Genomic DNA, 25,816 nt, shown 5'->3' on the forward strand with positions numbered 1-25,816 from the left:
CGCGGCGCATGAAACGCTTCGACAGGTTGCTGCTGGCCGCCACGCTGGGCATCGTCGCCCAAGGATCGGCGCATGGCGAAAATTTCGCCTACACCGCCGACGCCCGCGAACTGATCGGTCACGCCACGGTCGTGGATGCGCGTTCGCTGGCGGCGTGCCTGCACCGTAGCGTGGCGAACGCCAGGTGCCTGCCTGCATCGGATTTCCTCGGACCGCATGGCCGTCTGGCCGCCTTCACCGACATCTATTGGCTGCTGGGCACGGCCGGGATCGCCGCCAAGGATGCGGTGCTAGTGGTCGGCGACAACCCCTGGGAACGCGATTTCGTCGCCGGCATGCTGTATCTGTCCGGGCAGGCCGCGGTCACGGTGCTGAACCGGCCGATCTCGGATGGTGCCGGCCTTCCTGTCTCCCGTCTGGGTCCGGGGACGGCCCGCGGCATGCTCCGCCAGCCCATCTACGAAGGAACGGTCAGGGCCGACGCCATGGTATTGCGTAGCGAGCTGGCAGCTGAACTGCAGCGTGGTCATTCCCCGACCTTGGTGGACGGCAGGCCCGAATCGGCGTACTGGGGCGAAACCATCCGCGCATCCAGGGGCGGGCATCTGCCTGGCGCGCAATCCCTGCCCATGGCGGAACTCCGGACGGAAGTCGGACGGGGCCAAACGCGACTGCCGCCCGGACCATTCGTGGTGTACGGGCACGACCCTTTCGAGTCCGTCGCCTATTTCACCCTGGCCCGGGCCGGCGCACGCGCCCAGGCCAAAGTCCTGCCGGGCGGCTGGGTCGAATGGGCCAACCATCCGGCGCTGCCGATGGACGCGGAGACCTATCCGGATAGCGTGGCGGCACCGACCGCAGCGCCCCCGACGCCTGCTGCCCAGCCTGCGCAACCTGCAGGAGCGGCTGTGGCGGCGGTTGCGGGACTGTTGATCCTGATTACAAGCGCTTGGTATCTACGGAGAAAAAACAAAGCATGAAATTGCTGATCGTGGTTTCCACCGACCAGGGGGGGCCGCTGCTGGCGCCCCTGGCCTCGGCGTGCCTGAGAAACAACATCCAGTGGGGATGCTTCTTCACCAATGACGGCGTGAAGCTCCTGGGCGACCCGACCCTGGCGACTTCGGTTGGCCAGGCCGACCAACAGGTGGCGTGCGAGCACTCCTGGTTCCGCTTCATGGGACAGCAGGCATGCCCGGTGGAACTGGGCAGCCAAACCAATCACAGCGCCATGGTCGGCGTTGCGGACAACATCCTGACCTTGTGAGGCGAGCCATGGCAGACACCATCAAATCCATATTGCTGCTGGCCCGCCGGGACCACGCCGAGGCCATGCGGGTGGCCGCGGGCCTGACCATCTTTGGTCACCAGGTGCGGCTCGTATTCATGGATCGGCCTGTAGCCGACACGCCGGAAAACGCCGAGCAGGCCGAGCTTCTGGAACTGGCCGAGATCGCTCCGGAGACCACGGTACAGGCGGAGGATCTGCCTCAACTGGACCGGTCCCGGCTGGCCGAGGCGCTCATGTCGACTGACGTGGTGATGAGCTTCTGATGGAGGAACGCTAATGGAATTCGTCGTGCTTGAAACAGGGATTTTTCCGGACCGGTCCACCTTGGCCGAGGCCCTGGCGGCCTTGCCTGCGTGCCACACGGTCCGGCGGCCCGTCATGCCCTCATCTCAAGACGACGAGGAGGGGTGGGACCGGCTACTGCAAGCCTTGCTGGCAGCAGACCGGATCGTTGTTGTTTAAATCAATATCACGGAGGTAGAACAGATGAAAAACGTAAGCGTATTGACCGCACTGACCGCAGCCTGGATTCTGGGCAGCGGGGCGGCCTGGGCCGATGCCACGCCCCTGGTCAACACCCAGTGGATCAAAGGGAATGCCTGCCAGCCGGGCGTCGTCATCCTGGACATCCGCAACCAGCTGGACGGCCACAGCAAGATTGACTACCTGCGGGGTCACATTCCCTGCGCCGTGTACAGCGACTACATGAAAGACGGCTGGCGCACCAAGGTCAACAACATCCCGGGCATGCTGCCGCCCGCGAAGGACCTGGAGAAGCTCATCGGCAGCCTGGGGATCAGCAACAACGACCACGTGGTGATCTACTCCGCCGGCCTCAACGGTCTCGACATGGGCAGCGCCACCCGCGTCTACTGGACGTTCAAGGTGCTGGGGCATGACAACGTCTCCATCCTCGACGGAGGCTACGCAGCCTATGCGGACGAGAAGGGCAACAAGATCGAGACCGGCGCGAACACACCCAAGCCAGCAAGCTTCACCGCCCAGCTGCGCAAGGACATGATCCCGGGCGAAGCGGACGTGGCCCAGGCCCTGAAGGAAGGCGTGGTCATGGTGGACAACCGGCCGAACGACCAGTTTCTGGGGGTCAACCGGAGCGTACCGGCCGTGAAACGCAATGGCACCCTGCCCGGTGCCAAGAACTTGCCGGAAAGCTGGCTCACCGACAACAACACAGGCAGCTTCCGTTCGCCGGCCGAGCTGAAAGCCCTGTACAAGGAAGCCGGCGTGCCGGTCACGGGCAAGGAAATCAACTTCTGCAACACCGGGCATTGGGCTTCCCTCGGCTGGTTCGTCTCCAGCGAACTGCTCGGCAACAAGTCGGCCAAAGTCTACGATGGCTCGATGAGCCAATGGTCGGCCAATGCCAGCCTGCCGATGATGCAGAAGGTCAAGGCCGAATAAAGGCCGCATGCGCCGTAGCCTGGCAGTCCTCGCACTCCTGACGGCTGGCGCGCCCGCGCTGGCCGCCGGGGAGTACGACCGGGCGCTGCGGGTCGACGTGGCCGTGCTCCAGGGCGATGCCCGGCTGCTGGCCGACCCGGCCACCTCCGCGATCCGCCGCACCGGACTGCAGGCCCGGATCGCCAGCATCCTGGGTACTTTGGACATGACCGCCCGCGAGCGGAACAACCACAGCCCCTCGGCGCAGATCCCGCTTCCTGCCGTGGCCGCCCTGCGGGCCGATTTCCGCCAGGGCAGATCGGAACGGTTCCTGCGCAGTGCGACGTCCCTCGCAACGACGCTGCCCCTGGACACCACGTATTTCATTCCGCTCATCCAGACGCCCCTGCGGGCCAAGACCGGGGGAGATCTTTACCGGACGCTGTGCATCGGTTGTCATCAATACAGCGATCCGCATGCCGCCAACCCTGCCCCGAACCTGTTCGACATGGCGCGCTCGACCCCCTCCACGGAATTCGTCGCGCGCATGCTGGGCGGGGTTCACGGGGTCCCCCGTACCACCCTGAAGAACCCGTTTTCCGACGAGGAAATCGCCAGCCTGATGGTTTATTTCGCCGCCGGCCATCCATAACCGCCTTCCACCGACGCTCCTCCGCCCGGACGAAAAAACGGGCGCCAGTGCGCCCGTTCCGCTTGCCTCCTGTCCGTTTACTGTAGTGGAACCAGTTCCACACGGCGGTTCTTCGCACGGCCCGCAGCGGTCTTGTTGTCGGCCACCGGCTGGGCTTCGCCATATCCCCGTGCAGTCAGGCGTTCGGCGGCAATTCCGCGCGTGATGAGATAGGCGCGTACGGTCTCGGCCCGGCGCTGCGACAGTGTGAGGTTGTACGCAATGGAACTGGCCGCATCGGTGTAGCCCGCCACTTCCACCTTGACCTCGCCCCACTCCTTCAGCGTGGCGGCGGCATTGTCCAGAATAGCGAGCGATTCGGGACGCAGGCTGGCGCTGTCGTTGTCGAAGTTCACGCCATCCAGCATCAGCCTCCGGGGCGCCGCGGGGACGACGGCAGGTGCCGGCTGCGGCTCGGCTGCAGGCGCCGGCGGTGGCGGCTTGACGGCCGGGGGCAGACAGCCATCGGCGGTACCCGGTGCGGGCACCGCCGGGCACGCGTCCCGGTGATCCGGAATCCCGTCGCCGTCGGAATCCAGCGGGCAGCCCCCGGCGTCGACCTTCACGCCGGCCGGCGTATCGGGACAGCGGTCGAGGCCATCGAACACGCCGTCGTTGTCGGCGTCCAGCGGGCATCCGTGCACGTCGACCTGGGCGCCGCGCGGGGTATGCGGGCACACGTCCCGGCGGTTGGCCACGCCGTCGCCGTCGGAATCGGGCGGCGCGCCCAGGCCCCAGGAATAGCCCAGCAACGCCTGGACATTGGTCAGCCCGGCATTCGGCAGCGTGCTGTTGCCGAATGATTGATCGGCACGCAGCTCCCAGCGGAACGCATCGTTCGTCCCCACGGCCCACTCCTGGCCGATACCCAACGACGCCATGGGGCGGGTGAAGTCGACATGGCCGTCGGTGTTGACGTTCATCAGGCCCAGGCCGCCCGACAGGAACCAGTTGTAGCGCGGCTGTCGGGAAAACAGCCATTCGAGCCCGCCCCGCAGCGTGAGGACATCGGCATCGCCCACGCCGGCGCGATTGCCGTCATAGGCGCCGTACACCAGATCGCCGAAGAGATTGAAGTCATCATTGAGCTGCTGGCCGTAACGCAGGCCGAACAGCGGCCTGACGCCATCCTTGCCGCCGACCAGATCCTTGTCTGCCCGGCCACCGCCCAGCAGCAGCCCCAATTCGTGCTCGGGCATGTCCGCGGCATGGGCCGCGCCGCCCAATGCCGCCATGCCGGCCAACAGCCAGACTGCGCAGGATTGTTTCATGGTGATCCCGTATGCAAATAAACCGAACCCGCAGCCGCCCTCCGTGCTCGGGCGAATCGGGTCTTTCAGACGGACAGCGCGCCCGGCAATCCGGTTGCCGATTGATGGCTCGGTTACCGGATCGGACTCACGCAAGGACGATAAAACCTATTTTTTGAGGCTGTCCCGGATCTCGCGCAGCAGCACGATATCTTCCGGCGGTGCAGCGGGTGCGGCGGGCGCAGGCGGGGTGGCCTTCTTCAGCCGGTTGATCTGCTTGACGAGGATGAAGACGATGAAGGCGAGGATGATGAAATTCAGCAGGATGGTCAGGAAACTGCCGTAGGCGAATACCGGTACCCCAGCTTTCTTTACTTCCACCAGCGTCATCGCCACGCCTTCCGGCACAGTCTTCAACGGCAGGAACAGGTTGGAAAAATCGAAGCCGCCAAATATCGCGCCCACGATCGGCATGATCAGATCGTTGACGATCGAGTCGACGATCTTGCCGAACGCCGCGCCGATGATGACGCCCACCGCCAGATCCATGGCATTGCCCTTGACCGCGAACTCCTTGAATTCAGTCATGAAACTCATATTTATCCTCCTGATTGTTAACCCTATGCTGCCGCATTGATGGTAGCTGCTCGCGCGCCGATGCACCACCACAAAAGCGGAAATTTTCACGCTTGGTCGAGACCCGCGAGGAGGGTAAAATGCCACTCCTTATGCGTATCGGCCGCCACCATCTCAAGAACCGCCTGATCGTCGCCCCCATGGCCGGGGTGACGGACCGGCCTTTCCGCCAGCTTTGCAAGAAGCTGGGGGCGGGCATGGCCGTGTCCGAGATGGTGACATCGAACTCGTTGCTGTACGGCTCGGCCAAGACCGCGCGACGCGCCAACCACGAAGGCGAGGTCGATCCGATCAGCGTGCAGATTGCCGGCGCCGATCCCGGGATGATGGCGGAAGCCGCGCGCCACAACGTCGACCGTGGCGCGCAGATCATCGACATCAACATGGGCTGCCCGGCCAAGAAGGTGTGCAACGTGATGGCGGGCTCGGCGCTGCTGCAGGACGAGTCGCTGGTCGGCCGCATTCTCGATGCGGTGGTCAAGGCCGTGCCCGAGGTTCCGGTCACGCTGAAGATCCGCACCGGATGGGATCGCGAACACCGCAATGCGCTCAACATCCTGAAGATCGCCGAGAACGCCGGGGTGCAGGCGCTGGCGATGCACGGCCGCACCCGCGCCTGCGCCTACACCGGCGAGGCCGAGTACGACACCATCCGCGCAGTGAAGGCGGAGGCCCGCATCCCCGTCATCGCAAACGGCGACATCACCACGCCGGAAAAAGCGCAATACGTCCTCGAATACACCGGCGCCGACGCCGTGATGATCGGACGTGCCGCGCAGGGGCGCCCGTGGATCTTCCGCGAAATCGAGCATTTCCTGGTCACCGGCACGCACCTGCCGCAGCCGGAAGTCTCGGAAATCCACGCCGTGCTGCTCGAACACATTCACGATCTGTATGCGTTCTACGGCGACGTCACCGGCGTGCGCGTGGCGCGCAAGCACATTTCCTGGTACACCCGTGGACTCGTTGGCAGCAGCGCCTTCCGCCACACCATGAACCAGCTCGACTCGGTGGCCGAACAGCTCGCCGTCGTGAACGAATACTTTGCCCAGGCAGCACGCGCAGACGACCGTCTGCGCTATGAAACCGGTCACGACAACAATAACGCGGAAGACATGCCGACGGTCTCAAGGCTCGCGGCATAAAGGGGAACTTCAACATGATAGAAGAAAACGAAATCGCCGCATGCATGCGGCGGTCGCTCAACCGCTATTTCAAGGACCTCGACGGCGAAACGCCGAGCGAGATCTACAACATGGTGGTGAGCGCGGTGGAAAAGCCCCTGCTGGCCTACATCCTCGATCGTGCCGAAGGCAACCAGACCCGCGCCGCCGACATGCTCGGCATCAACCGCAACACCCTGCGCAAGAAAATGCGCGAACACGGCCTTTCCGACTGAATCCATCATGACCATCAAACGTGCACTTCTTTCCGTGTCGGATAAAACCGGCCTCGTCGACTTCGCCCGCGCGCTCGCCACCGCCGGTGTCGAACTGCTGTCCACCGGCGGCACCGCCAAGGCGCTGCGCGACGCCGGCCTCGCAGTGATCGATGTCAGCGAGTACACCGGTTTCCCCGAGATGCTCGATGGCCGCGTCAAGACGCTGCACCCCAAGGTTCACGGCGGCATCCTTGCACGACGCGACCTACCGGAGCACGTCGCGACCATGCAGGCGCACGACATGGGTTACGTCGACCTGGTGTGCGTCAACCTCTACCCCTTCGTCGCCACGGTGGCCAAGCCGCACACGCTGGACGACGCCATCGAGAACATCGACATCGGCGGCCCGGCGATGGTGCGCTCGTCGGCCAAGAACTACCGCCATGTCGCCATCGTCACCGACCCGGCCGACTACCCGGCGCTGGTCACGGAAATGCAGGCCAACAGCGGCGTCCTGACCGATGCCACCCGCTTCACGCTGGCGAAGAAAGCCTTCAGCCACACTGCCGAATACGATGGCGCGATCAGCAACTATCTGACCGCGCTCAACGAACGCAACGAACGCGAGACTTTCGGCGAAAAGCTGAACCTGCAGTTCACCCGCGCGCAGACCTGCCGCTACGGCGAGAACCCGCACCAGGCCGGCGCGTTCTACGTCGAGACCCATGCGCCTGCGGGCACCATCGCCACGGCGCGCCAGATCCAGGGCAAGGAACTGTCGTACAACAACATCGCCGACACCGACGCCGCGCTCGAATGCGTGAAGCTGTTCGATGCCGCCCCTGCGTGCGTCATCGTCAAGCACGCCAACCCCTGCGGCGTGGCCTACGGCGCGAGCCTGCTGGACGCCTACAACCGCGCCTACCAGACCGACCCCGAATCGGCCTTCGGCGGCATCATCGCCTTCAACGGCCGCCTGGACGGCGAGACCGCGCAGGCCATCGTCGAGCGCCAGTTCGTCGAGGTCATCATCGCACCCGAGGTCAGCCCGGAAGCGTCCGCCGCCGTCGCCGCAAAGAAGAACGTACGCCTGCTCGAATGCGGAAAATGGAGCGGTGCCGTTGCCCAGCTCGACATGAAGCGCGTGGCCGGCGGCCTGCTTGTGCAGGATGCCGACGTGCTGCTGCACGGCGAACTGAAAGTCGTCACTCAACGCGCACCCACCGACAAGGAAATGGACGACCTGCTGTTCGCCTGGCGCGTCGCCAAGTTCGTCAAGTCCAACGCGATCGTGTACGCGAAGGACCGTATGACTATCGGCGTCGGCGCCGGCCAGATGAGCCGCGTCAACTCCGCCCGCATCGCCGCGATCAAGGCTGAGCACGCCGGCCTCGCAGTGCCCGGCTCGGTGATGGCATCCGACGCCTTCTTTCCCTTCCGCGACGGCATCGACCAAGCCGGTGCCGCCGGCATCAAGGCCGTGATCCAGCCCGGCGGCTCGATGCGCGACGACGAAGTCATCGCCGCCGCCAACGAGCATGGCATTGCCATGGTGTTCACCGGGACGCGACATTTCCGACATTGATCAGCGGGTGAGTGGTAAGTGGTGAGTGGAAAAGACATGACTCCCCACCACTCACTACTCACCACTCACTACTCACTACTCACCCCCAACATGAAAATCCTAGTCATCGGCTCTGGCGGACGCGAACACGCACTGGCGTGGAAGCTCGCGCAATCCCCGCGTGTCTCGCAAGTGTTCGTCGCACCCGGCAACGGCGGCACGGCAACCGAAGATGGGCTCGTCAACGTGCCGTTGACGGAAATCCCCTCGCTGGTCGAGTTTGTTCGCCGCGACGAGGACATCGCATTCACCGTGGTGGGCCCCGAAGCGCCGCTGGCGGCAGGCGTGGTCGACGCCTTTCGTGCCGCCGGCCTGAAGATATTCGGCCCCACGCAGGCCGCCGCTCAGCTCGAAAGCTCCAAGGATTTCGCCAAGCAGTTCATGGCACGCCATGGCATTCCCACCGCCGCTTTCGGCACCTTTACCGACGCCACCGCCGCGCACGCCTACATCGACCAGCACGGCGCGCCCATCGTGGTGAAGGCCGACGGACTCGCCGCCGGCAAGGGCGTGGTCGTCGCGACGACAGCCGAGGAAGCGCACGCCGCGGTCGACGCCATGCTCGCCGGCAACAGCATGGGCGAGGCCGGCCACCGCGTGGTGATCGAGGAATGCCTGCTCGGCGAGGAAGCCAGCTTCATCGTCATGGTCGACGGCGAGCACGTGCTGGCGCTGGCGTCCAGCCAGGACCACAAACGCCTGCAGGACGGCGACCAGGGTCCCAATACCGGCGGCATGGGCGCGTATTCGCCGGCGCCGGTGGTCACCCCCGAACTGCACGCACGCATCATGCGCGAGGTGATCCACCCCACCGTCGAAGGCATGGCCGCCGACGGCATCCGGTTCACCGGTTTCCTCTATGCCGGCATCATGGTCGGCGCCGACGGCGCGCCCAGGGTGCTCGAATTCAACTGCCGCATGGGCGACCCGGAAACCCAACCCATCATGATGCGGCTGAAGTCCGATCTGGTCGCCCTGCTGGAAGCCGCCGTCAACGGCAAGCTCGACCAGATCGAAGCCGAATGGGACCGCCGCACCGCGCTCGCTGTGGTGCTCGCCGCCGAAGGCTACCCCGATGCGCCGAAGAAGGGTGCCGTCATCGGTGCCTTGCCCGCCGCCGCCGACGACCTGCATATCTTCCATGCCGGCACCGCCGCGCAAGACGATCGTACCGTGGTGAGCGGCGGCCGCGTACTGGCCGTGACCGTACTCGGCGACAGCGTGCGCATGGCGCAGAAACGCGTCTACGAAACGATCGCCAGCATTCATTTCGACGGCATGCAATACCGGCGCGACATCGGCTGGCGCGCGCTTGACCGGAAAAAATGAGACGGCAAGCGGTGAGCAGTGAACGGTGAGACCGACACGCTACGCGCGCATGTGCGGCGCGGCGGCCTGATCGCCTACCCGACCGAATCCTGTTATGGCCTCGGCTGCGACCCGCGCAATCCGCACGCCCTGAAACGGCTGCTCCGCCTGAAGGGCCGCGACGCCGCCAAGGGCATGCTGCTGATCGCCGACCGGCTCAAGCCCCTGCGGCCCTTCATCCAGCCCTTGAATGCAGCCGACCGGGCACGGATGCTGCGCGTCTGGCCGGGTCCCGTCACCTGGGTCGTTCCCGCCTCCGCGCACTGCCCGCCCGAACTGACCGGCGGCCGCGCCACGGTCGCGATCCGCGTGACCGCCCATCCCGCCGCCGCGCGCCTGTGCCGCCGCCTCGGCATGGCGCTGGTTTCCACCAGCGCCAACAAAAGTGGCCGGAAACCCGCCAAAACCGCTGCGGAATGCCGCAGAATATTCGGCACACGGGTACGCGTGGTCGCCGGCCGCATCGGCCGCCGCCGCCGTCCTTCCACCCTGATCGACCTTGCCACCGGAACGATACTTCGCCCCTGATGTCCGCCACCGCCCCCGATACCGCTGCCGTCAAAACCTATCTGCTCGACCTGCAGGCGTGCATCGTCGCCGCACTGGAAGCGGCCGACGGCCTGCCCTTCCGCACCGATGCCTGGGAACGGCCCGAAGGCGGCGGCGGCATCTCGCGGCTGATCGAGGAAGGCCGGGTATTCGAACGCGGCGGGGTGAATTTCTCGCATGTGCTCGGCAGCCAGCTGCCGCCCTCGGCCAGCGCGCATCGCCCGGAACTCGCCGGTCGCCGCTGGGAGGCGATGGGCGTGTCGCTGGTGCTGCATCCGCGCAATCCCTATGCGCCGACGGTGCACATGAACGTGCGCTGCTTCGTCGCGCTGAAGGACGGCGAGGCGCCGGTGTGGTGGTTCGGCGGCGGCATGGACCTCACGCCCTACTATGGCTTCGCGGAGGACGCACGACATTTCCATGTCACGTGCAAGCAGGCGCTCGACCCGTTCGGTGCCGACCTGCATCCGCGCTTCAAGGACTGGTGCGACCACTACTTCTTCCTCAAGCACCGCAACGAGCCGCGCGGCATCGGCGGCGTGTTCTTCGACGACTTTTCCGAAGGCGGCTTCGACCGTGCGTTTGCGATGACGAAGCGCGTGGGCGACGCCTTTCTCACCGCCTATCTGCCCATCCTCGAACGCCGCAAGGAACTCGCCTACGGCGAGCGCGAGCGCGACTTCCAGGCTTACCGTCGCGGTCGCTACGTCGAGTTCAACCTGGTGTACGACCGCGGCACCCTGTTCGGCCTGCAGTCGGGCGGCCGCACCGAATCCATCCTGATGTCGCTGCCGCCCATCGTGAAATGGCGCTACGACTGGCACCCCGAGCCGGGCACCCCGGAGGCCTCGCTGTATGCCGATTTCCTGACCGCGCGCGACTGGCATGCATAAAATCCCGCGCCGCATCCTGATCGGCCTCGGCGGCCTGTTGCTGCTCATCGGCCTGGCCGGGCTCATCGCCTACGAATTGCTGTCGTCGGCGCTGGAAGCAAAATACCTCGCGCGGGCGGCGCAAAAGATGACCTGGCAGATCCGTCCCGGGCCATCCGACCGCATCCGTTACCCGGGCCAGGGCCCGTACGACGTACGGCTCGGCTATAGCAAGCTGCCGCATTACCTGGCGCAGTTGGACAAGGCCGGCTGGAAGATCGACCAGCAGGCCCGGATCAGCATCCAGATGGCGCGCGCCAGCGACCTCGGCCTGTTCCTGCCCTATCACGAAAAAGATCAGGCCGGCCTCAGCCTGCTCGACAGCGACGGCAAGCAGTTGTATCAGGCGCTGCATCCGCCCCGGGTGTACCACCGCTTCGAAGACATCCCCAAGGTCCTGGTCGATTCGCTGCTCTACATCGAAAACCGCGAACTGCTGACCGAGCAGTTTCCCACCCGCAATCCGGCCGTGGAATGGGATCGTCTCGCCCAGGCGCTGATGGAAAAAGGCATCAGCCTCATCGACACCCACCGCAACGTGCCCGGCGGCAGCACTCTGCCGACGCAGATCGAGAAGTACCGCCATTCCCCCGAGGGGCTGACCAGCGACATGAGCGAGAAGCTGCGCCAGATGGCCACGGCCAGCCTGCGTGCCTATCTCGACGGACCCCATACGCTGCCGATGCGCAAGAAGACGGTGATGGCTTACCTGAATACCGTACCGCTCGCGGCCGCGCCGCGCTTCGGCGAGGTCAACGGCATCGCCGACGGACTGCGGGCCTGGTACGGGCTGGATTTCGGCGAGATCAACGCGATCCTGGAGAAAAAGACACGCGTCGGCGAAACCGCCTATGCAAGCGCGCTGAAGCATGTGCTGTCGCTGATCATCGCCGAGCGCCGCCCGTCCTATTATCTGGCCGCCAACCGCAAGGCACTCGACGCCCTGACCGACGACCATCTCGACCTGCTGGCCAACGCCCACGTGATTTCGCGTGAACTCGCCGATCGCGCCAAACGGGTCAAGCTGCGCAGCACGCAGGAGCGCGTCGACCCGCCGGCGCCTCGCTTCATCGACCAGAAAGCCACCAACGCCCAACGCATCCGTGTCGCGCAGATGCTGGGCGAGCCTCGCCTGTACGACCTCGACCGGCTGGATCTGCAGGTCGACACCACCATCAACCAGCCGGCACAAAAAATCGTCAGCCGCTATCTGCAAAACCTGGTTCATCCGGAAGCCGCCGCAGCCTCGGGACTGATCGGATTTCGATTGCTGAAACCCGACAACGCATTCGACCAGGTGATCTACAGCTTCACGCTGTATGAAAAAACGCCATTGGGCAATGTGCTGCGCGTTCAGGCCGACAACCTCAACCAGCCCTTCGACATCAACAGCCAGGCGCGGCTGGATCTCGGCTCCACCGCCAAGCTGCGTACCCTGGTCACCTACCTGCAGATCATTTCGCAAACGTACGACAACTACCGCACGCTCGACGCCAAGACACTCAAGCAAAAAGCGCAGCCGCAGCGCGACGTGCTGGCACAGTGGGTGGCCGCCACGCTGCTGAGTCAGCCGGACATCAAGCGGGACGCCCTGCTCGAGGCGGCGATGGGTCGCCAGTATTCGGCGGCGCGGGAAATGTTCTTCACCGGCGGCGGCCTGCACGATTTCGTCAACTTCGACGCCAAGGACAATAGCCGCGTGATGGACGTGTGGGAGGCCACGAAGAACTCGGTCAACCTCGTCTACATCCGCATCATGCGCGACATCGTGCGGCATTACGTCAGAGCCGCGCCAGGCGCAGCCGCCCGCATACTCGACGACGCCAGCAACCCGATGCGCCAGACCTACCTGATGCGCTTCGTCGACCAGGAAGGTCGTCTGTTCATCCGCCGCTTTTACCAAAACCACAAGAGCCAGACGCCTGTACAAATGGCGGAGGATGTCTATGCGCGCGTCCGCGCAACCCCGCGACGCTTCACCTCGGCCTACCGGTATCTCGAACCGCAGGCCGGATTCGACGCCTATGTCGCCGCCTTGCACGCCAGCGTGCCGGCCAGTGCCAGCCTGAGCCCGAAGACACTTAAATCGCTCTACGAGACCCACGCGCCTGATGCCTACAACCTGGCCGACCGCGGCTACGTAACACAGATCCATCCGCTGGAGTTGTGGGTGGTGAAAGCGCTGCGCGCCGCGCCGGAGACCAGTCTCAAAACCCTCGACGACCAGGGCGCCGACGCTCGCCGCGAGGTCTACAACTGGCTGTTCAAGACCAGCCGCAAGAACGCGCAGGATATCCGCATCCAGTCGCTGCTCGAGGTCGAGGCCTTCGACGGTCTGCTGCGCGACTGGAAACGGCTGGGCTATCCGTTCGACAACATCACGCCCTCGTACGCCACGGCCATCGGTGCGTCGGGCGACCGGCCGGCCGCGCTCGCCGAACTGATGGGCATCCTGGTCAACGACGGTGTACGTGCACAGACGACGAGCCTCACCGGCATGCATTTCGCGGCCCATACGCCCTACGACACCCGCCTGTCACGCAAATCGGCCCAGGGCGAACGCCTGCTGCCGGCCGAAGTGGCGCAAACCGTACGGCGTGCGCTGGCCAGGGTCGTCGAAGGCGGCACCGCCGGACGGCTGGCCGGTGCCCTCAAGGATCCGGCCGGCCAGCCCATCACCATGGGCGGCAAGACCGGCACCGGCGACCACCGTTTCGAGACCTATGGCAAAGGCGGTCAGCTCATCGATTCGCGCGTCGTCAGCCGCTCCGCCACGTTCGTGTTCTACATGGGCGATCGCTACTTCGGTACGTTGACCGCCGTGGTGGAAGGCGAGCAGGCCGGGCGGTTCGGTTTCACCAGTTCACTCACCGCGCAAATGCTGAAAACCCTGCTGCCGCAACTGCAGCCGCATCTGTACCCGGAGCCGCCCACCCCGCCGTCTGCGTCCATGAAACCCACACCCGAACCGGCTGCGGCTCCGGTTCCCGTTCCTGCGCCGACTCCTTCTCGTCCGCGCGCACCGGTGAAGGAGACACCAGACGGCTCCACCAGCCAAGCCGACCCGACAGTCAAGCAGCCGGTCAACCGGGGCGGTTTCCCCGAGGATCTCGAACCCAATGTGGTGCTGCCGGTTCCGGTCGCGCCAACGCCGGGCTCGGCACCTGCCGCTCCGTCACCCTGACGCGGGGTGTGCAGACCAGTTCGGCGCATACAGATAGGTGAAAATGCGCGGCCTGTCCTGGCCGGGCAGCGTTTGGTTGGCCTTTGCTGCCGGCGAGTCGATTCAGTTGAATGATCGGTGTCGGAATGGTTCCTGACCTCGGGCTGTTACTCGGCTCGAATGCCAATTTTTCTCACCAGTAAAAGACGGCCCTCGTCCAACTGCAGATGTCCGAATTCAAACTGATAGGCGCTTTTCAGAATCTTCTGAGCAAGCCCAGCAACGCAATAATGCAGAATACGGCACCCGTATAGAAGGTGAACGACGCCCCCAACTGATCCCACAGAAGACCGGCCACCACACTGGCGATTAGCATCGCAATGCCGCTCACGAGATTGAAGAAACCGAAAGCTGTGCCCCGCAGATCAGTGGGCGCCGTATCAGCCACCATCGTGGCGAGCAAGCCCTGCGTCATGCCCATGTGGACACCCCACAGCGTGACCCCGACTAGGACGGTTGCCCAGTGATCGTCGGTTGCCAGGACCAGATCTGCAGCAATCAGCACAGCCAAACCAAGCGCCAGAAGCATTTTGTGACTCATCCGATCGGACAGCTTGCCAAACGGATAGGCAGACGCCGCGTAGACCAGATTCATCGCCACCATCACCAGTGGCACCAGAGCAACGGGAATGCCGCCCTGCTGCGCCCTGAGCACCAAGAATGCTTCGCTGAAACGGGCCAGCGTGAATACCGCGCCGACGCCAACCACCCACCAGTAGGCGCTACTCAAACGCTGGAGATTTTCTCGACGGATCGGATTGGACCGCTTATCGCCGACATGTCGCTCTGGCTCGCGCACGCCAATGAGCAGCAGCGCGACCGCCAGCATCCCGGGAATGACGGCGACCCAGAAGACCGCCCGGAAGTCATTGGCCCACAACAGCATCAGACCAACTGCCAGCAGCGGGCCAAGAAACGCGCCGACAGTGTCCAGCGACTGACGCAACCCAAAAGCCGCGCCGCGAACCGTAGCCGGCGCGATATCGGCGACCAAGGCATCGCGCGGCGCTCCACGCACGCCCTTGCCGACCCGGTCCAGCAGGCGCGCTGCCAGCACGAAACCGATGGTAGGCGCGATGGCGAACAACGGCTTGCTCAATGCACCGAGCGCGTAGCCGAAGACGGCCAACCCTTTTCGCTTGCCAAGATAGTCGCTAAGCGTGCCGGAGAACACTTTGACGATCAGTGCTATCGACTCACCCAGTCCTTCAACGACACCAACAACGAAAGCGGTCGCACCAAGGGTGCCAACCATGAACAGCGGCAATAAGCTGTGGATCATCTCCGAGGAGATATCCATCAACATGCTGACAAAGCCGAGAACCCAGATACCGGCAGGAATTTTGATTAATTTGCTTGAGGATTTTTCCATAACTATGATGAGTAGGATGGCAAATCGCTGGCCGTGTTTTTTTACCGTGGCTGAAATGCAATGATGCTCATGCCAGCCAAAGCCACCGCAACGCCCGCCATATCCCAAGCTGAAGGGCGTATGCCATCCACCGCCCATAACCAGATAATAGCGACGCCGATATACACCCCGCCGTAGGCTGCGTACACGCGGCCGGATGCAGCCTCGTGCAATGTCAGAAGCCATGCAAACGCGGCCAGGCTTGCTGCTGCAGGCAGCAGCAGCCACGCTGGCGCGCCTTGCCGTAGCCAAAGCCACGGCAAATAGCATCCGACGATCTCAGCAATCGCCGTGACGAGGTAGAGAAAGAACGTCTTCATGCCTCCGATCCGGCAGCCACAGGTGATACATCGGGGCAACGTTGAATCTCGATGGTCGAATGGACAATCTCCTCACGAACCTCCAGACGCGCACGGACAAAGTCTGGCGTCAGCGTTGCGTCGTGGGTCACAACCGTCATCGCACACGAATAGGCCTGTTTGCCCACGCGCCAGACGTGCAGGTCGGTGATTCGTGTGTTGCCAGCATCCGCACCCGTTTCCACCACCTCACGAATCTGATCGACCACTGGATCATCCATCTCGCGGTCGAGCAGCACTTTACCGGTGTCAGCGACGAGTCCTTTGGCCCAAACAGCCACCAGCACGGCACCGACGATGCCCATGACCGGGTCCAGCCATGACCAGCCGTAAATCCAACCACCAAACAGGGCCCCGATGGCGAGGACCGAAGTAGCGGCATCGGCGATGACATGCAGGTAGGCCGATTTCAGGTTGAGATCGTGGTGGTCATGGCTGTGACTGTGTCCATGCGAATGACCCTGATCGTGATGGTGCGCCTTGCCGAGAATCAGTGCGCAGACGACATTCACACCCAACCCGAGAATGGCGATCACAATCGCCTCCTGGTACTGGATCGTTTGCGGAGAGACGATCCGCTCTAGCGAACCCACCAGCATCATCACGGCCACGCCAAGCAGGAAGATGGCGCTGGCAAAACCGCCCAGAATCTCGATCTTCCAGGTGCCGAACGCAAAGCGCAAGTCTTTGGCATAGCGTCGCGCCGTGGCGTAGGACATCGCGGAAAGACCAATCGCGACGGCGTGAGAACTCATATGCCAGCCGTCGGCCAGCAGGGCCATTGAGTTGTACCACCAGCCCGCGGCGATCTCGACCACCATCATGACGGCCGTGATCCACATTACCACTCGCGTGCTGCGCTCGGCGGCGTCGTTACCGGTGTCAAAGACGTGGTCGTGTGACCAATGGGATGGATTCTCGGTATGCATGACGGCTCTCACTTCAGATAGCTGCGCAAAACGGCGATCAACTCATTCGCCCCCTGCGTTCGCTCGGCATCGCTACTGATCGCGGGGTCAACGATGTGGGTGCGTACGTGCTCTTCGAGCACTTCCACCATCAGCCCGTTGATAGCCCCGCGCACCGCTGCGATCTGGTGCAGGATTACAGCGCAACCTTTCTCGGCATCAAGTGCGCGCTCCAGCGCCTCGACCTGACCGCGGATGCGCCGTACTCGGCTCAGTAACTTGGACTTTTCACGGATGGTGTGGCTCATACTTGGGCCGTTCAAGATAGCATAGGTGGGTAGGGTATCAGAGGCGGCAAGAAACCGCCATCGGATGAGTCGCTACTCATCTGGTGGCGCAATTCTGGTGGTTGTAGATACCGAACTTGGATTCAGCCCCGCTCAGGGGTGCGAGCACGCACTCGAAAAGACAGAAGCTACCGTTCGGGACGCCGAGTATCAATTGTCCGGTCTTGGATGCACATCGGCCGAGGATAGGGTGGTCGACGTGACCAGACCCAACCCCACGAAACCTTCCATTGCAAAATGGAAGCACCACTGGAATTGATTGCTGGTGCGGGTTTTCGAGTGTTGGTTCGACTGGAATGGCAGCGAAGCCTGGACGCCCAGGTTGCATGGTGCAACGCTTTTAGAGGTCCAAGACCCAGGCTCATGCCGGAAGGCGAATTACCCTGATCGATGTTCTTGCCGCGCAAGCGCGGCAAGCGTCACGCCGTATCAAACGCTACGTCCAGAGAGCGGGATCCTGGGTCCCGCGCGTCAGGCCTTGCGCCTGACTCTCTGGACGCCCGGTGGTCCTTAGCCGTGCCGGTGCTGCTCGCGCATGCTGTGGCTCAGGTGTTTGCCGATCACCGACAGGAGGCGCAATCCTTCCTGCGTTCCAGGGTCACGGACCACCCGCATCAGGCATCCCAGGCCGCCCGTTGCCGGCGGATTGGCCGGGATTTCCTGGCTCGCCTCATGGATCGCGTCGGACAGGGCGATCAACAGATATTGCGTGTCCTGGCGATCGAGGACCTTGAGCAGATGCATCAGGCCTTCGTTGCGCGTCAGACGGTCGAGCAAGGTCAGGCCCTCGCTCATCGCCCATGACAGCCGCGTGACGATCTCGTCCGACATGGCGTCCCGGGCCGCGGTGACGAGCTGCGCGACTTCGACGAGCCGCTGCAGATCTTCGGTGCCCATTGCGGGGATAGACGTTTCAGTTTGTGTTGTCATGGTTTGGCTTTCTCAGAGCAGTCCGCGTACGCTTGTCCAGTACATCTGGTTGTAAGACATCTTGAACCAGTGCATGGGTTTCGACGGCGGCTTCAGATCGGGTGGGTTCTGATAGTTGAACATCGCGTAGGTCGCGCTGTCGTGGCCTGTTTCAATGAAACAGTAGACCTTGCCGTCATAGTCGCGGACCGGCGTGCCGATCTTGATCATCGAGGCGATGTTTTCGGCGACCACCTCTGCCTGGAAATGCGCCGCGGAGCCTGTTTTGCTGACGGGCAGATTGGTCGTATCGCCCAGCACAAAGACGTTGTCGTGGCCATTCATCGTGAGTTTGAAACGGTCGGTCGGGATCCATCCGCCCTCGCCCAGGTTGTTCTGCTCGACCACTTCCATGCCGCGGTGCGGCGGGATGGCGATGAGCAGGTCGTATTGGGTCTCGGTGCCCTCCTCGCTGCGCACCACCTTGTTTTCCACGTCCACTTCGCTGACGTTGAAGAGCGTCTCGTACTCGATGCCCATGCGGTCGAATTCCGGCTTGGCCCAGATGGCGACTTCCTTGATGGTGTGAATGCGGCCGATCGGATAGTGGTATTTGATCTTGATCTTGTCGCGGATGCCGCGCGCCTTGAAATAAATCTCGCGCAGGCGCTTGAACAGCTTGACCGCGGTATCTTCGGTGTAGAACGTCTCCGCGCCCTCCACCAGGCCGGGAATCTGCTCGGGAACGATGCGCGAACCGGTGGCCATCACGAGGATGTCGTATTCGTGCACCTTGCCGCTCTTGGTGACGACCCTGTTCTGGTCGAGTTGGAATTTTTCGACCGGGTCCACGTGAAAATCGATGGCGCCTTCGAGCAGGCTCGCCTGATCGCGATACAGTTGGTCCGGGGTCATTTGCCCGAACGCAACATACAGCAGGCCGGGCTGGTACATATGCTTGTCGGATGCCGAAAGCATCGTAATCCGGACTCTGCGGGAACGAATCTCAGCAGACAGCCGCCGTGCCAGGTTGTTGGCCACAATGGTACCGCCTGTGCCACCACCGACGACTAAGATTCTCATTGCATTCTCCTATCCAAAATTAATTACCAGGATGTCCTGGTACCTGGGCGCGACAACGTGCCCAGCCCGTAGCGCATTACTTGGCCTTGCGGATCTTGATGTGCCAGACCCCGTCGATCTTTTCGTTGCTGAGGATCTCGTGGCCGACCTTGTTGACCCATTCCGGCACATCGGCGCCGGAGCCTTCGTCGGTCGACAGCAGTTCGAGGGTATCTCCCACGCTGCTCTGCTTCATGTGGGTGATGAGTTCCATCAGCGGCCCGGGGCAGAAGGTATCGCGTGCGTCGACAATCTTGGTATCACTCATTGCAGTTCTCCAGAAAACATGTGGTTCAATTCGCCGTCCGCTCAGAACGTCAGCATCTGACCGCCTTCGGCGTCGCTCAGGAAGCGTGTCAGCCCAGTGGCTGGGCCGATTTCGGCGTCGAAGTCATCGTGCGTGACTTTCATGATGTCCATCGCCATCGAGCACGGCAGCAACTTGGCATCGCCCAATTCGACCGCCTGCTGGAACAGCACCTTGAAGGACGGCACGCCTTTTTCCTTTGCCATCAGCGCGCCAAGTTCACCTTCAACTGGCGCATCCTCCGTGTGGCCCTTCACGAAATACGGAATGGCATTCATGGACAGGAAGACCGAAACCTCGTCTCCCGTCGCTGCGGCAACCGACGCGATCATTGCTGCCATCTGTAGTTTTTCGCGCGTACCCGTGACACAGATGATGTTGATTTTTTGAGACATTTGCTTCTACCTTACTTTGTGAGAATTCATGTTCGGATCGATGTCTGGCGACGGTTCGGCCGATCAACCGCGATGCCAGCTGAAACGCTTGATGAGCAGCACGCAGATGCTGTCCAGCACGAAGCCGACGACGCCGATCACCAGCACCAGCCCCATGAGGTGCGCGTATTCCAGACCTTCGCGCGCATCTTCGATGGCATAACCGAAACCGGAGGTCACCCCGAGAAACTCCGCCGGGATGATCACGATCCATGCGACGCCCAGTGCCAGACGGATACCGGTCAGGATGTCGAATGTGATCGCCGGCATGATGATCCGCGTCACCATTTGCCAGGGCTTGGCACCGAGGTTGCGCGCTACCTTGAACCAGGCGGGATCGACCTTGGCGAGGCCGGAGGCGGTGGCGAACGCAACCGGCCAGACGGACGCGATCGCAATCAGGAAGATGATCGCCTGCTCCCAACCCGCGAATACGACAACTGCGATCGGCTCCCAGGACAGCGGGCTGATCATGCGCAGGAACTGGAACGGCACGTTGGTCAGCCGCTGGAACCACCGGATGCGGCCCATGAGGATGCCGAGCGGGATGCCGATGGCAATCGCCAGACCCAGTCCCGCGCCCAGCCGGTAGCCGGTGCTCGACAACGCTTTGGGAATGATCCCGTTTTCCCACATCTCGGGCAGCGACTTGAGGGCCGGGAGGGGCCCGAAATCGATAAACTGCGACATCGCGGGGTTGAGCGTGACGATGTAGATGCCGACGCCCCAGAGCGAGAAGAGGACCGCCAGACCCACGAAAAAGTGCAGCGACTGGTCTGCCGTGTTCTTGATCGCCCGGGAAAGGCAGTTTCCACTGACGCCGGCACTGACTACGCCGCCGCCCACTGTTGCGGTTTGGCTGCTCATTGTTCATTCCCCCCCGCCCATGCAACCGGCGCGGAAAACACCTGGCCGTGGGGCACTCTTTCGATCAAATGCGTGTCATTCATATCGTGTAACTTCTTGTCAACGTTCATATGTATGTCCAGATGGAGCGTGGCCATCAGCTGGCAGTCCGGCGTATCCCGGAACTGCCCTGCCGAGGCGTAGGATTCCTTGTCCATCAGCCTCCCCGATGCCAGCTGTAGCGTTTGATGAGCGCCACCAGGATGCTGTCGAGGAAATAGCCGACGATACCGATCGTGACCACCATCGCAGTGAGGTGGTTGTACGAAAGCGTCTCGCGTGCATCTTCGATGGCGTAGCCCAGGCCGGACGTCACGCCGAGATATTCGGCCGGGACGAGCACGATCCACGCAACCCCCAGCGCGAGGCGGATGCCGGACAACACGTCGAACGTGATCGCCGGCATGATCACCTTGGTCAGGATGTGCAAGGGCTTGGCGCCAAGATTGCGCGCCACCTTGAACCAGTTCGGGTCGACCTTGGCCAGCCCGGCTGCAGTTGCGAACATCACCGGCCAGACCGCTGCGATCGCGATCAGGAAGATGATCGACCCGTTCCACGTTGCGAACACCAGCACCGCAAGCGGCATCCAGGAGAGCGGACTGATCATCCGCACGAACTGGAACGGCGAGTTGGTGAAGTCCCATGAGGATGCCGATCGGCACGCCAACGGCGATGGCGATCAGAAGACCGGAGCCCAAGCGGAAGCCGCTGGCAGCCAGCGCATTCTGGATCTTGCCCGCCCCCCACAACTCGGGGAACGCCTCGAGCGTAGGAAGCAATCCGAACTTGACGAAGGTCTTCGTCGTCGGGTTATTGGCGATAAAGTACCCTCCGATCAACCAGAGTATGGCCAGGATCGCGATACCGCCCGCAGCCCAGCCAAGACTCTGCACCGCCCGATGCTTCATCAGGCGGCAAAAGCCGCCCTCCCCGGCGGATGTGACTGCATAATTCATAGTTCAATCACCTCGGTACGCACAAAGGGATCGCCTTTTTGCGGCACGCTCGGATCCGCCTTCCATGTCGGGTTGGCATTGAGCGCCTTCTTGACATAGGTGTAGTTGACGAGATCCTTGGCCACGAAATCGGCGGTGAGGTTGTTCAGGAAACCCAGGTCGCCGCCGACCAGTGTTTTCTTGAGCTCTTCGGTAACGTACTTGGTGGCACTCGGGTACGGCCAGCCCTGGAAATTGATGCGGCTCTGGCCCCACTCCGGATGCTTGATGGCGGGTGGCGTCGCATAATCGGCCGGGCTGTAGAACAGCATCGCGCGCTCGACGACCTCGGAGGGGAACGGCAGGTATTTCTTGCCATCCTTGGACAGCATCTGCGCCATCGCCTTCTTGTTGTTGGACAGATAGATCTGCGCCTCGACGATGGCGTTATGGACGCCCTGCGCCCAGGCCGCGCGGGCGGGATCCATGGCATCGTCTTCGTGCATGATGACTACGCAGCAAGGATGGCCTTTCCAGACGTCGCCGGTGAAGCGCAGCATCTGGCCACCCGCCTTGAGCTCCCCGAGCGCATTGAACGGTTCGGCGACGCAATAGCCGCGATCTGTCTCGCTGCCAGGGCCGGCGGCATGTCGGGCGGGTTCAGCACGAGGAAGTTGCACTCGTTGGGTGCGAGCTTCGCGTTTTGCGGCCGGACCACGGGCGTAATGCCGGCTTCCCGCAGGATTTTCTGCGAGATGATGTTGTGGATCGAGTACCAGTACGGCACGGCGAACTGCTTGCCGCCGAAGTCCTTGGGCGAGGAAATGCCACTGCTCTTGTGGACGATGATGCCGGAGCCGTTGGTGTGGTTCCAGGCCGTGATCTTCACCGGGAACTTGTTGTTGTAACGCATCCAGATCGGCACCGGAATGAGCATGTGCGTGAGGTTGAAACGCTGGGACGAGAAGGCCTCGACCAGCGGCGACCAGCCGCGAATCAGTGTCGGCGGCTCCGACTCGATACCCTGCTTCTTGAAGAAGCCCATTTCGTGCGCGACCAGGAGCGCGGCCGCATCGGTAATCGGGATGTAGCCGATCTTGACCACGGGGTCGAACGGCTTGGAGAATTTCTTCTTGTCGGCAGCGAAGGCCGACGAGGACAGCATGCCGCCCATCCCGGCCATGCCGCCCAGTGCGGAGAGACCGGCCATCTTGAGCATGTCGCGCCGGCTGACGCCCGTGCCGAGGACGGAGCTGAACAGCGGGTCATAGGCTAGGTCGAGATTCGGATCTTCCATGCCGTCGCCGATGTCCGGATTGTCGGGCATCATCCTCTGCATGCGCGGGTCGATCGGACGGGCCTTGCCACATGTACCGCATGAACATCCATCAACGTGCACCAGCGGACGCGGCTGGCTATGCTCTTCGTATAGATATTTCTTCATTCTCGGTCTCCTAAGGTGAGGGTCGGTATCCCGACCGGTGTTTGCTCATCCTGCCTCTTCACTTTGAGCAATTCGGGTAAGTCGCAGATCATGCAGCCAGCGTGGCCGACTCCGGTTTCTTGTAGTTCGCCGCTTCCTGGAACGTCGCCATCAGGCGAGTACGCAAAGCCTGAACCGCCGCGTCGTGGCGATCGCGCGGATCGGGAAGGTCGATATCCAGTTCGTGAACGATGTTTCCGGGCGAGCCTGCCATGATCACGGCACGGTCGCCCATGATCACGGCCTCGTCGATATCGTGCGTCACGAAGACGATGTTGAAGCCCTTGCGCTTGGCGATGTTGCGCACATCCTTTTGCAGGGATGAACGCGTGAACGCGTCAAGCGCGGAGAACGGTTCGTCCAGCAGCAGGAGTTCCGGCTCCATCACCAGCGAGCGGGCCAATGCCACACGCTGTTGCTGGCCACCCGAGAGATCTTGCACATTGGCCATGGCGAAATCCTGCAGCTCGACCAGCTTGATCGCCTCCGTCACGCGCTCTTCGGTTTCTTCCTTGGACCAGCGCCCGAAGCTCAAGCCGACGCCGACGTTCTGGGAAACCGTCATCCAGGGAAACAGGTGCGGCGCCTGGAACATCATGACCCAGCGGGGCGACGGTGCAGTAATCGCTGTCCCATTGAGCAGGACCTTGCCTTCGGTAGGTTTCAGAATGCCGGCCAGAATATGGAGCAGCGTGGATTTGCCACAACCCGAACGGCCGATAATTGCCAGCGCCTCACCGGGCGGCGACACCAGATCAACCCGATTGAAGGTCACCCCGGTCCGCGAACTGTAACGGTGGGTCAGGCCCTGGATCTTGATTTCTGTTCCACGTATTGCCATCTACATATTCCTCTGTCTATTTTCATCGCCCGGTCACAAGGACTCACGGCAGAATTCTGTTAGGTTCCCCGGGCTACTCGCCTACGGCCAGCCCAGCGTCTCGCCGGGCTGGCGCCGATCAAGCACTGTTGAAGCGCTGCCCTACTACTTCCATCCGACTGGCCAGCTCAGCCTCATCCAGCAAGCCACGCGCGATCATGGAATGCGCCAGCGCAAGAAGCTGCCGCTCAGGAAACGGCACATCCTCGTAAAGCGTTGCAGACAACTCATCCTCCTCCGCGCGTCGCTCGAGTGAGGGCAAGGCGCAGGAGCCGGGCTCGACCTGGTCGTAGGGCTTGACACAGGAGTCACCCGCGAGAAGGTCGCACGTGGCTTCCAGCGTGATTTTCCAGGGCGGATCCGGGTTGGTTACCCCGTATTGCGCAGCCAAGTCTTCCCACACCCTGCCATGAGCCTGAATGCTCCGAAGCAAGGGGATAGGCGTTGCATCAATCAGCATCTCGCCGTTTTCAGCGTTTGCGTCATTGCTCGAAGCACTCATGGCCCTCTCCTTAAAATTACATTTGCATCAATGGTCGTGATGGACTGGATGGATCGCCTTGCGCACTGGGAGCTTGACGTTTGTCGTAATTCCAGGCTTGGGCACAGCCACGCCGATCAGACAATCGCGCGTCACGATCTCGGTCAGCTGATCCTCGGTCCAGCCTTCCGTGCCCTCGGGCCGCACCGGCATCACGATGTAACGGGTCTTCTGGTTGGAGTCGGCAACCCGGATCGTCACTTCCGAAGGCAACTGCAAGCCAAACTCAGTAAGCACCTGGCGCGGCCAACGAACCAGACGACGACGATAGTTAGGGGTCCGATACCATTCGGGCGACTGACCGAGAATCGGGCGGGGATAGCACGAACACAGTGAACACACCACGACATGCTTGACCGTCGGGGTGTCCACGAGGACACGCAAGTTACAGTAGTCGCTCGGCGTGCCGAACTGGGTGGGCGGGCTGGTCACCCAGTTGACACCCACGGCCTTACTGGCCTCGACGCCATCGGCTTCGCACAGCTTCTTGTATTCAGGATCCAACCAAGCCTTGGCAACCAGACGCGCCGCCGGGGTTGGGCCGAGCGTGTGGACATATTCCACCCAAGTCCGGTGATCCTCGGCAGTAAACAGTCCTTTTTCAATTGCGAGTTCGCGGACTGCCATTTCGAGAATTTCGAAATGACTGACTTCATCGACCATCGGTGCCGGCTTATGGCCGTGGTCGTGGTCATGGTCATGATGATCTGACATTTGTATTTCCTCTTAAAATTGTCTGCGAGCCAGATTACGCCCGCTCAAGATAACGCTCTGGAAACTCGGTCTCCAATGTGTCGTTTGCATACGTATCGCTATACTCGGGCCAAAGGTCCTTCTGCATGAAAACCACGCTGTAGAACCACTCCGGATGATCCTCGTTGCCGAAGGCTTCATCTTCCGCAGCCGGGCTCTCATAGACCAGCTT

Annotated in this window: 30 protein-coding genes and 1 pseudogene; 13 read left to right on the forward strand and 18 right to left on the reverse strand. The window is 62.5% G+C overall.

The genetic code is table 11. From position 1 onward, the window contains the following. The first annotated feature begins 8 nt into the window (after positions 1-8). The 6 genes from ABT23_RS01610 to ABT23_RS01635 are packed head-to-tail and all read left to right on the forward strand — an operon-like array spanning position 9 to position 3,344. Positions 9-980, forward strand: coding sequence for a rhodanese-like domain-containing protein (locus ABT23_RS01610; RefSeq protein ID WP_296630208.1), 972 nt, complete (start codon positions 9-11; stop codon positions 978-980). After that, the gene (locus ABT23_RS01615) at positions 977-1,267 is read left to right on the forward strand and encodes a hypothetical protein (protein WP_296630211.1); all 291 of its coding nucleotides are present in this window, start codon (positions 977-979) and stop codon (positions 1,265-1,267) included. The genes ABT23_RS01610 and ABT23_RS01615 overlap by 4 nt, the downstream gene beginning before the upstream one ends. 8 nt (positions 1,268-1,275) lie before the next feature. Continuing rightward, positions 1,276-1,554: a hypothetical protein gene (locus ABT23_RS01620; protein ID WP_296630214.1), complete on the forward strand. Its 279-nt coding sequence runs from the start codon at positions 1,276-1,278 to the stop codon at positions 1,552-1,554. Between the two features lie 13 nt (positions 1,555-1,567). Then, entirely contained in the window at positions 1,568-1,753 is a 186-nt protein-coding gene (locus tag ABT23_RS01625; RefSeq protein WP_296630217.1) for a hypothetical protein, read from the forward strand. A gap of 24 nt (positions 1,754-1,777) precedes the next feature. After that, the gene (locus tag ABT23_RS01630; protein WP_296630219.1) at positions 1,778-2,713 is read left to right on the forward strand and encodes a sulfurtransferase; all 936 of its coding nucleotides are present in this window, start codon (positions 1,778-1,780) and stop codon (positions 2,711-2,713) included. Between the two features lie 7 nt (positions 2,714-2,720). Then, complete coding sequence (locus tag ABT23_RS01635) at positions 2,721-3,344, forward strand: hypothetical protein (protein ID WP_296630221.1); 624 nt, start codon at positions 2,721-2,723, stop codon at positions 3,342-3,344. A 77-nt stretch (positions 3,345-3,421) separates the two neighbouring features. Here ABT23_RS01635 and ABT23_RS01640 read toward each other — a convergent pair whose 3' ends face one another. Together ABT23_RS01640 and mscL are read right to left on the reverse strand one after the other, a co-directional pair. Beyond that, positions 3,422-4,654: an OmpA family protein gene (locus tag ABT23_RS01640; RefSeq protein ID WP_296630224.1), complete on the reverse strand. Its 1,233-nt coding sequence runs from the start codon at positions 4,652-4,654 to the stop codon at positions 3,422-3,424. Positions 4,655-4,801: 147 nt separating this feature from the next. Then, positions 4,802-5,230, reverse strand: a complete 429-nt coding sequence (mscL, locus tag ABT23_RS01645) for a large conductance mechanosensitive channel protein MscL (RefSeq protein WP_296630225.1) — start codon at positions 5,228-5,230, stop codon at positions 4,802-4,804. A 131-nt stretch (positions 5,231-5,361) separates the two neighbouring features. On the opposite strand from mscL, the gene dusB reads away from it, so the two are divergent. From dusB to ABT23_RS01680, 7 genes are all read left to right on the forward strand, one after another. Further along, a complete protein-coding gene (dusB, locus tag ABT23_RS01650) occupies positions 5,362-6,414 on the forward strand; it encodes a tRNA dihydrouridine synthase DusB (protein WP_296630283.1) in 1,053 nt (350 codons plus the stop codon). Positions 6,415-6,428: 14 nt separating this feature from the next. Then, positions 6,429-6,668, forward strand: coding sequence for a helix-turn-helix domain-containing protein (locus ABT23_RS01655; protein WP_296630229.1), 240 nt, complete (start codon positions 6,429-6,431; stop codon positions 6,666-6,668). A 7-nt stretch (positions 6,669-6,675) separates the two neighbouring features. Next, positions 6,676-8,235: a bifunctional phosphoribosylaminoimidazolecarboxamide formyltransferase/IMP cyclohydrolase gene (gene purH / locus ABT23_RS01660; protein ID WP_296630231.1), complete on the forward strand. Its 1,560-nt coding sequence runs from the start codon at positions 6,676-6,678 to the stop codon at positions 8,233-8,235. A 90-nt stretch (positions 8,236-8,325) separates the two neighbouring features. Continuing rightward, on the forward strand, positions 8,326-9,603 hold the full coding sequence (gene purD / locus ABT23_RS01665; RefSeq protein WP_296630285.1) for a phosphoribosylamine--glycine ligase: 1,278 nt from the start codon (positions 8,326-8,328) through the stop codon (positions 9,601-9,603). 18 nt (positions 9,604-9,621) lie between these two features. After that, positions 9,622-10,170, forward strand: a complete 549-nt coding sequence (locus ABT23_RS01670) for an L-threonylcarbamoyladenylate synthase (protein WP_296630234.1) — start codon at positions 9,622-9,624, stop codon at positions 10,168-10,170. Continuing rightward, entirely contained in the window at positions 10,170-11,084 is a 915-nt protein-coding gene (gene hemF, locus ABT23_RS01675; RefSeq protein ID WP_296630236.1) for an oxygen-dependent coproporphyrinogen oxidase, read from the forward strand. Before ABT23_RS01670 ends, hemF begins: the two co-directional genes overlap by 1 nt. Then, positions 11,077-14,307: a transglycosylase domain-containing protein gene (locus ABT23_RS01680; RefSeq protein WP_296630239.1), complete on the forward strand. Its 3,231-nt coding sequence runs from the start codon at positions 11,077-11,079 to the stop codon at positions 14,305-14,307. Before hemF ends, ABT23_RS01680 begins: the two co-directional genes overlap by 8 nt. A 235-nt stretch (positions 14,308-14,542) precedes the next feature. Here ABT23_RS01680 and ABT23_RS01685 read toward each other — a convergent pair whose 3' ends face one another. The 16 genes and pseudogenes from ABT23_RS01685 to ABT23_RS14785 all read right to left on the reverse strand — a co-directional run bounded on the left by ABT23_RS01685 (position 14,543) and on the right by ABT23_RS14785 (position 25,813). After that, entirely contained in the window at positions 14,543-15,718 is a 1,176-nt protein-coding gene (locus ABT23_RS01685; protein WP_296630243.1) for an MFS transporter, read from the reverse strand. Between the two features lie 41 nt (positions 15,719-15,759). Next, positions 15,760-16,086 carry a YnfA family protein gene (locus ABT23_RS01690; protein WP_296630287.1) on the reverse strand — a complete coding sequence of 109 codons (327 nt, stop codon included), beginning with the start codon at positions 16,084-16,086 and terminating at the stop codon, positions 15,760-15,762. Then, on the reverse strand, positions 16,074-17,045 hold the full coding sequence (gene dmeF / locus ABT23_RS01695; RefSeq protein ID WP_296630246.1) for a CDF family Co(II)/Ni(II) efflux transporter DmeF: 972 nt from the start codon (positions 17,043-17,045) through the stop codon (positions 16,074-16,076). Before dmeF ends, ABT23_RS01690 begins: the two co-directional genes overlap by 13 nt. Positions 17,046-17,053: 8 nt before the next feature. Beyond that, positions 17,054-17,332 carry a metal/formaldehyde-sensitive transcriptional repressor gene (locus ABT23_RS01700; RefSeq protein WP_296630248.1) on the reverse strand — a complete coding sequence of 93 codons (279 nt, stop codon included), beginning with the start codon at positions 17,330-17,332 and terminating at the stop codon, positions 17,054-17,056. A 549-nt stretch (positions 17,333-17,881) separates the two neighbouring features. Next, a complete protein-coding gene (locus ABT23_RS01705) occupies positions 17,882-18,301 on the reverse strand; it encodes a hypothetical protein (protein WP_296630251.1) in 420 nt (139 codons plus the stop codon). Between the two features lie 12 nt (positions 18,302-18,313). Continuing rightward, positions 18,314-19,363 (reverse strand): FAD/NAD(P)-binding oxidoreductase, encoded by a 1,050-nt coding sequence (locus tag ABT23_RS01710; RefSeq protein WP_296630254.1) that lies wholly within the window; start codon positions 19,361-19,363, stop codon positions 18,314-18,316. 76 nt (positions 19,364-19,439) lie between these two features. Then, positions 19,440-19,670, reverse strand: coding sequence for a sulfurtransferase TusA family protein (locus ABT23_RS01715; protein ID WP_296630258.1), 231 nt, complete (start codon positions 19,668-19,670; stop codon positions 19,440-19,442). A gap of 41 nt (positions 19,671-19,711) precedes the next feature. Next, on the reverse strand, positions 19,712-20,104 hold the full coding sequence (locus ABT23_RS01720; protein WP_296630260.1) for a DsrE/DsrF/DrsH-like family protein: 393 nt from the start codon (positions 20,102-20,104) through the stop codon (positions 19,712-19,714). A gap of 63 nt (positions 20,105-20,167) precedes the next feature. Then, positions 20,168-21,010, reverse strand: coding sequence for an ABC transporter permease (locus ABT23_RS01725; protein WP_296630262.1), 843 nt, complete (start codon positions 21,008-21,010; stop codon positions 20,168-20,170). Next, on the reverse strand, positions 21,007-21,207 hold the full coding sequence (locus ABT23_RS01730; protein ID WP_296630264.1) for a hypothetical protein: 201 nt from the start codon (positions 21,205-21,207) through the stop codon (positions 21,007-21,009). The genes ABT23_RS01725 and ABT23_RS01730 overlap by 4 nt, the downstream gene beginning before the upstream one ends. Further along, complete coding sequence (locus ABT23_RS01735; protein WP_296630267.1) at positions 21,207-21,659, reverse strand: ABC transporter permease subunit; 453 nt, start codon at positions 21,657-21,659, stop codon at positions 21,207-21,209. Before ABT23_RS01735 ends, ABT23_RS01730 begins: the two co-directional genes overlap by 1 nt. Before the next feature lie 345 nt (positions 21,660-22,004). Then, positions 22,005-23,431, reverse strand: a pseudogene (locus ABT23_RS14780) (ABC transporter substrate-binding protein). 88 nt (positions 23,432-23,519) lie between these two features. Beyond that, positions 23,520-24,311 (reverse strand): ABC transporter ATP-binding protein, encoded by a 792-nt coding sequence (locus ABT23_RS01750; protein ID WP_296630275.1) that lies wholly within the window; start codon positions 24,309-24,311, stop codon positions 23,520-23,522. A 118-nt stretch (positions 24,312-24,429) separates the two neighbouring features. Then, complete coding sequence (locus ABT23_RS01755) at positions 24,430-24,852, reverse strand: hypothetical protein (RefSeq protein WP_296630278.1); 423 nt, start codon at positions 24,850-24,852, stop codon at positions 24,430-24,432. A gap of 27 nt (positions 24,853-24,879) precedes the next feature. Then, positions 24,880-25,605 (reverse strand): thiocyanate hydrolase subunit gamma, encoded by a 726-nt coding sequence (gene scnC / locus ABT23_RS01760; RefSeq protein WP_296630280.1) that lies wholly within the window; start codon positions 25,603-25,605, stop codon positions 24,880-24,882. A gap of 34 nt (positions 25,606-25,639) precedes the next feature. Then, positions 25,640-25,813 carry an SH3-like domain-containing protein gene (locus ABT23_RS14785; RefSeq protein WP_366366011.1) on the reverse strand — a complete coding sequence of 58 codons (174 nt, stop codon included), beginning with the start codon at positions 25,811-25,813 and terminating at the stop codon, positions 25,640-25,642. Between the last annotated feature and the right edge of the window lie 3 nt (positions 25,814-25,816).

The sequence above is a fragment of the Thiobacillus sp. SCN 63-57 genome (genome assembly GCF_001725555.1).
GTDB lineage: Bacteria > Pseudomonadota > Gammaproteobacteria > Burkholderiales > Thiobacillaceae > Thiobacillus.